A 4997-nucleotide genomic window follows, 5' to 3' on the forward strand; every position below is an offset into this window, starting at 1 on the left:
CAGCAGCGCGAAGGCACGGCGCGCGCCCTCGGCGCCAAGCAGCGCGGCGAGGGTGCGGCGCCCGGCGCGCAGATCGCCGGCGAGGTCGCGATAGTTGTTGACCAGCAGCACCGCGGCGGCGGGCGCACCCACCGCCAGGCCGGCGAGCAGGTCGAGGTGGCCGACCGCGCGCGACTGCAGCCAGTGGCTGCCGAGCACCGCGAACACGCCGAAGAAGAGCAGCACGAAGAGCTCGCCGAGCGGCGAGTGCGAGATCGGCCGCGGCCCGCCGGAATAGGCCCAGCCCGCCACCAGCGAGGCCACCCCGATCGCCAGGATCAGGCCGCCGCCGACCACGCACAGCCAGGCGCCGAGCAGCAGCGCGAGCAGCAGGCAGAGCAGGGCGCCGCGCTTGACCTCGGCGGCGCTCGCCCAGCCGGCCAGCGTGACCCGCAGCGGCCCGAGGCGCTCGGGGCGATCGGTGCCGCGCTCGAAGTCGACCGCGTCGTTGTAGAGGTTGGTGCCGACCTGGATCAGCAGCGCGCAGGCCGCGGTGGCGAACAGCACCGCCCACGCCAGCTCGACGCCGTCGGCGACGGCGAGCGCCGTGCCGAGCATGACCGGGGCGAGCGCCATGCCCAGCGTGCGCGGCCGGATCGCCGCCCACCACACGCCCAGCGTGCCGGGGCGTGGCGGAGCAGGAAGCGGCGGCGTCACGTGCCGCCTCGGCGGGCGACGAGCGTGGCGCCCAGGGTGGCTGCCTGGGGCGAAGAAAGCGCGTGCGGTGCGAAGTGCAGGGAGACGAACATGGTGGAAGACGCTGCGAAGAGCGCGGATTATCGCATAGCCGCCGCGCACCACCCGCGGACCCGCCACGCTGGACTATGCTGGTTGCGAAGACCTGCCCACATTCCCTGCCGGAGGCCCATCATGAAGAAGCTCACGCCCACCCTGCCGCCGCTCGCCCGCACCGCGGCCGTGCTGATCTGCGCGGCCCTGGCCGGCGGCGCCCTCGCCGCGCCGCCGGGGCCGCTGCCGGCGCTCAACATCGCCATCGAGGACAGCTCGGTCTCGGGCATCTCGTCGGGCGGCTTCATGTCGGTGCAGGTGCAGGTCGCCCATTCCGGCATCGTCCGCGGTGCCGGAGTGGTCGCCGGCGGGCCCTACTATTGCGCGCAGGACAGCGTGATGAAGGCCACCACCGAGTGCTCCTGCACCGGCGAGCCGACCCTGTCGTGCAAGGTCGGCGACGCCAGCACCGCGGTGCCCGAGCTGGTCGCGGCCACGCGCGCCTTCCATGCCGAAGGCCGCATCGACGACCCGGCGCAGATCGCCCGCCAGCGCGTGGTGACGGTGGTGGGCGGGAAGGACGCGCTGGTGCCGGCCCCGATCACCCGCCAGCTGCACGGCTATTACGACGCCTTCGGCCTGCCCGCGAGCGCGCTGAAGCCGGTGACGCTCGACGCCGCGGGCCACACCATGCCCACCACCGCCTACGGCGGCGCCTGCGGCACGACCGACGAGCCCTACATCGGCAAGTGCGGCTTCGAGGCCGCACACGCGATCCTCGACTGGATCTACGGCCCGGACGTCGCCCCGCCGCGCACCACGCCCACCCCGGCCGGCCGCTTCGTCGAGTTCGACCAGCGCGCCTACATCCCCACGACGGGTATCTTCAGCTACCTGTGGGGCACCGGCCTGGACAAGACCGGCTGGGTCTATATCCCGCCCGCCTGCGCGGCGGGCGAGCGCTGCCGGCTGCACGTGGTCTTCCACGGCTGCAAGCAGGGGCAGAGCTTCCTGCCGCTGCGTCGCCCGCCCGGTGGCGGCCTCTACAACGGCACTACGTTCGTGCGCAACACCGGCTATGACCGCTGGGCCGACACCAACCGCCTGGTGGTGCTGTTCCCGCAGGCGGTGTCGATCCCGTGGAAGAACCCCAACGGCTGCTGGGACTGGTGGGGCTTCACCGACGCCGACTACGCCACCCGCGACGGCGTCCAGATCCGCAGCGTGCGCGCGATGATCGAGCGCCTCGCCTCCGGCCGCCGCGACTGAGCCCGGCGGCCACGCCGGCGTGGCGCCTCTGGCCCGGCTCCCGCACTTGGACTATAAGGAAAGCAGGTGCCGCCTTCCGGTGACCCGCCCGCAACGGGCGGACCCGGGCGGCACGCCGGTCAACGCGAGGGAGTCGCCATGTCCTATGTCGGAGAGCCCTTCCGCCACGACCTCTTCGTGAGCTACAGCCACGGCGACGACGGGAGCGGTGGGGCCTACCTGAAGCCGTGGTCGGCCGCGTTCGCGCACGAGCTCGAGCGCGAGCTGCGCGCCGACCGCCGCTTCCGCACCAGCCTGAGCGTATTCCGCGACCAGGACCACCGTCCGGCGCAGAGCCTCGACCCCATGGCGCCGCTCACCGCCCAGCTGCAGGAACAGATCGCCGGCGCGGCGCTGCTGGTGGTGCTGATGTCGCCCGACTACCTCGCCTCGCAGTGGTGCGCCGACGAGCGCGACTGGTGGCTGGAGCGCCAGGCCGCGCTCGGCCTGCCGCACGAGGAGCGCATCGCGGTGGTGCGCATCTGGCCCACCGACACGCCGTGGCCGGCCGCGCTGTGCGATGCGCGCGGCGAGCAACTGGTCGGCTTCGCCTTCTACCCGGCCGACGCCGTGCCGCCGCGGCCGCTGGGCTGGACGGACCTGCCCGGCGCCTTCGGCAGCGAGTTCCGCAAGGCCCTGCTCGACATGGTCGGCCGGCTCTACCCCAAGCTCGAGGCCATGCGCGCGCGCGCCGAGGACTTGCGCCGCCAGCGCGAGGAGGCCGAGCGCCTGGTCCGCGACAGCGGCCAGACGCTCTACCTGCACGGCCGCAGCGATCACGCCGCGGCCTGGGAAGCGGCGGCGCTCAAGCTCGTCGACAAGGGCTTCGCGGTGGTGCCGGGCGAGCCCGACCGCGTCGACAGCGATCCGGTGCGCCTGCAGGCCGTGCGCGAGCGCAGGGTGGAGACCCTCAGCGGCTGCGACGCCCTGCTGCTGCTCGGCACTGACGACGGCCGCGCGCTCGACGCCGACCTCGTGGTGGTGGGCAAGCACGACCGCCAGTCGGCGCGGGCGCGTTCGCACCGCCTGCTGCCCTGCGGCCTGCTCGACACCGCCGGCGCCGCCATCGCCACCAGCGTTCGCCGTGCCACCGCGCGCATCGTGCAGGCGGACTGGATCGACGGCACCGACGAGGGCTGGCCGGTCGCGGTGCGCGACTGGCTGGGCGCCAAGGGCGTGCAGGCCGGGGGTGCGCCATGAGCCCGGGCGCAGCCGTGGCATCATCCGCCGACGAGCGCTTCGACGCGGTCTTCGCGATCCACCTGCCGGCCCGCCCCTATCCCGGCCTGCGGCCCTTCGAGCAGCACGAGTGGCCGATCTTCTTCGGCCGCGAGCGCATGACCGACGAGATCGTCGACCGCCTGCTCGGCCATCGCCTGCTCGTGGTCCATGGCGACTCGGGCTGCGGCAAGAGCTCGCTGGTGCGCGCCGGCGTGCTGCCGCGGCTGGAACAGGAGAGCGCGCGCGGCGGCGTGCGCTGGCGCACCTGCACCACGCTGCCGCGCGCGGCGCCGCTATGGAACCTCGCACGGGCGCTCGCCGCGCTCGACGCGACCCGCGAAGGGGAGGGCGGGGGAGAGGGCGGGGACGAGGGGCTCGAGGCACGCACGATCGCCTTCCGGCGCACGCTCAACTTCGGCCGCGAGGCCCCGGCGGCGCTCGCCGAGTTGCTCGGCTGCGGACCGCGCAACCAGGTCTGCATCCTGGTCGACCAGTTCGAGGAGCTCTTCGAGCACGCCCGCCGCCACGGCCCGGAAGAAGCCGCGCTGCTGGCGGCCTGCCTGGTCGGACTCCTCGACGCGCCGCCGGCCGGGCTGTACGCGGTGCTGACCATGCGCTCGGAGTTCCTCGGCGCGTGCTCGCGCTACGAGGGCTTCGCCGAGGCGGTCAATCGCGCGCAATACCTGCTGCCGCGCATGGAGCACGACGACCTGATGCGCGCGATCCGCGAGCCGGCGGTGCTCTACGACGGCGAGGTGACGCGCGAGCTGGCCGAGCGCCTGATCGTGGATGGCGGCGGCGGGCAGGACCAGCTGCCGCTGATCCAGCACGGGCTGATGCTGCTCCACGACGAGGGCGCGCGAGCTCCGGGCCAGGCCGTCGTCGGACCGACCCCGGGTGCGCCGGCATGGCGGCTCGGGGTGGAGCACTACCGCGCCGAAAACGGCCTCGCCGGCCTGCTCTCGGCGCACGCCGACGCCGTGCAGGCGCGCGCCGAACGGCAGTGCTTCGGCGGCGAGGCGACGCGGGTGGTGGAAGACCTCTTTCGCGCGCTCACCGACATCAACGCCGAGGGCCAGGCCATCCGCCGGCCATGCGCGCTCGAGCGCCTGGTGGCGGTGACCGGCGCCACGGAGTCCGCGCTGCGCTGCGTGGTCGACGCCTTCCGTGCCGACGGCGTGTCCTTCCTCAAGCCCTACGGGCACGAACCGCTGCGCGCCGACGAGCTCATCGACATCAGCCACGAGGCCCTGATCCGCTGCTGGCGGCGCATCGCCGAGGCGCGCGAGGGCTGGCTGGCGCGCGAGTTCCGCAACGGCCTGGTGTGGCGCGCGCTGCTGGTGCAGGCCGACAGCTTCGAGCGCGACCCGGGCAACGTGCTCGGCGCCACCACCACCGACGAGCGCGAGCGCTGGCTGCGCCGGCGCAACCCCGCGTGGGCGGAGCGTTACGGCGGTGGCTGGGAGCGCGTGCAGCGCCTGATCGCCGCCAGCGTCGAGGCGCGCGCCCTGCGCACGGCCGAGCGCGAGGTCGCCGAGAAGCAGCGTCAGGAGGCGCGTCGCCTGCGCAGGCGCAGCCGCGCGCTCGCCGTGGGCCTCAGCGTGCTCGCCTTCACCAGCGCGCTCGGCGGGCTGGCCTGGCAGCAGTCGCGCATCGCCGAGGACGCGCGCCGGGTCGCCGAAGGCGAGCGCGAGCTCGCG

At 74.3% G+C, this 4997-nt stretch carries 4 protein-coding genes; 3 read left to right on the plus strand and 1 reads right to left on the minus strand.

The window, feature by feature from the left end:
* A partial coding sequence (gene menA, locus C667_RS20115) for a 1,4-dihydroxy-2-naphthoate octaprenyltransferase (RefSeq protein WP_051174705.1) occupies positions 1-696 on the minus strand: 696 nt, incomplete at its 3' end.
* 213 nt (positions 697-909) lie between these two features.
* On the opposite strand from menA, the gene C667_RS20120 reads away from it, so the two are divergent.
* The 3 genes from C667_RS20120 to C667_RS20130 form a co-directional block, all read left to right on the plus strand.
* On the plus strand, positions 910-2037 hold the full coding sequence (locus C667_RS20120; protein WP_004379506.1) for an extracellular catalytic domain type 2 short-chain-length polyhydroxyalkanoate depolymerase: 1128 nt from the start codon (positions 910-912) through the stop codon (positions 2035-2037).
* Between the two features lie 138 nt (positions 2038-2175).
* A complete protein-coding gene (locus C667_RS20125; protein ID WP_004379508.1) occupies positions 2176-3276 on the plus strand; it encodes a toll/interleukin-1 receptor domain-containing protein in 1101 nt (366 codons plus the stop codon).
* A partial coding sequence (locus C667_RS20130) for an nSTAND1 domain-containing NTPase (RefSeq protein WP_004379510.1) occupies positions 3273-4997 on the plus strand: 1725 nt, incomplete at its 3' end. The genes C667_RS20125 and C667_RS20130, both read left to right, overlap by 4 nt.

The organism is Thauera phenylacetica B4P (assembly GCF_000310225.1).
In the GTDB taxonomy this organism is placed as follows: domain Bacteria; phylum Pseudomonadota; class Gammaproteobacteria; order Burkholderiales; family Rhodocyclaceae; genus Thauera; species Thauera phenylacetica.

What these genes read in the sequence shown, in the direction of transcription:
- C667_RS20125 (WP_004379508.1), top strand. Translation starts at nt 2,176, where the DNA reads ATGTCCTATGTCGGAGAGCCCTTCCGCCACGACCTCTTCGTGAGCTAC.
- C667_RS20120 (WP_004379506.1), top strand. Translation starts at nt 910, where the DNA reads ATGAAGAAGCTCACGCCCACCCTGCCGCCGCTCGCCCGCACCGCGGCC.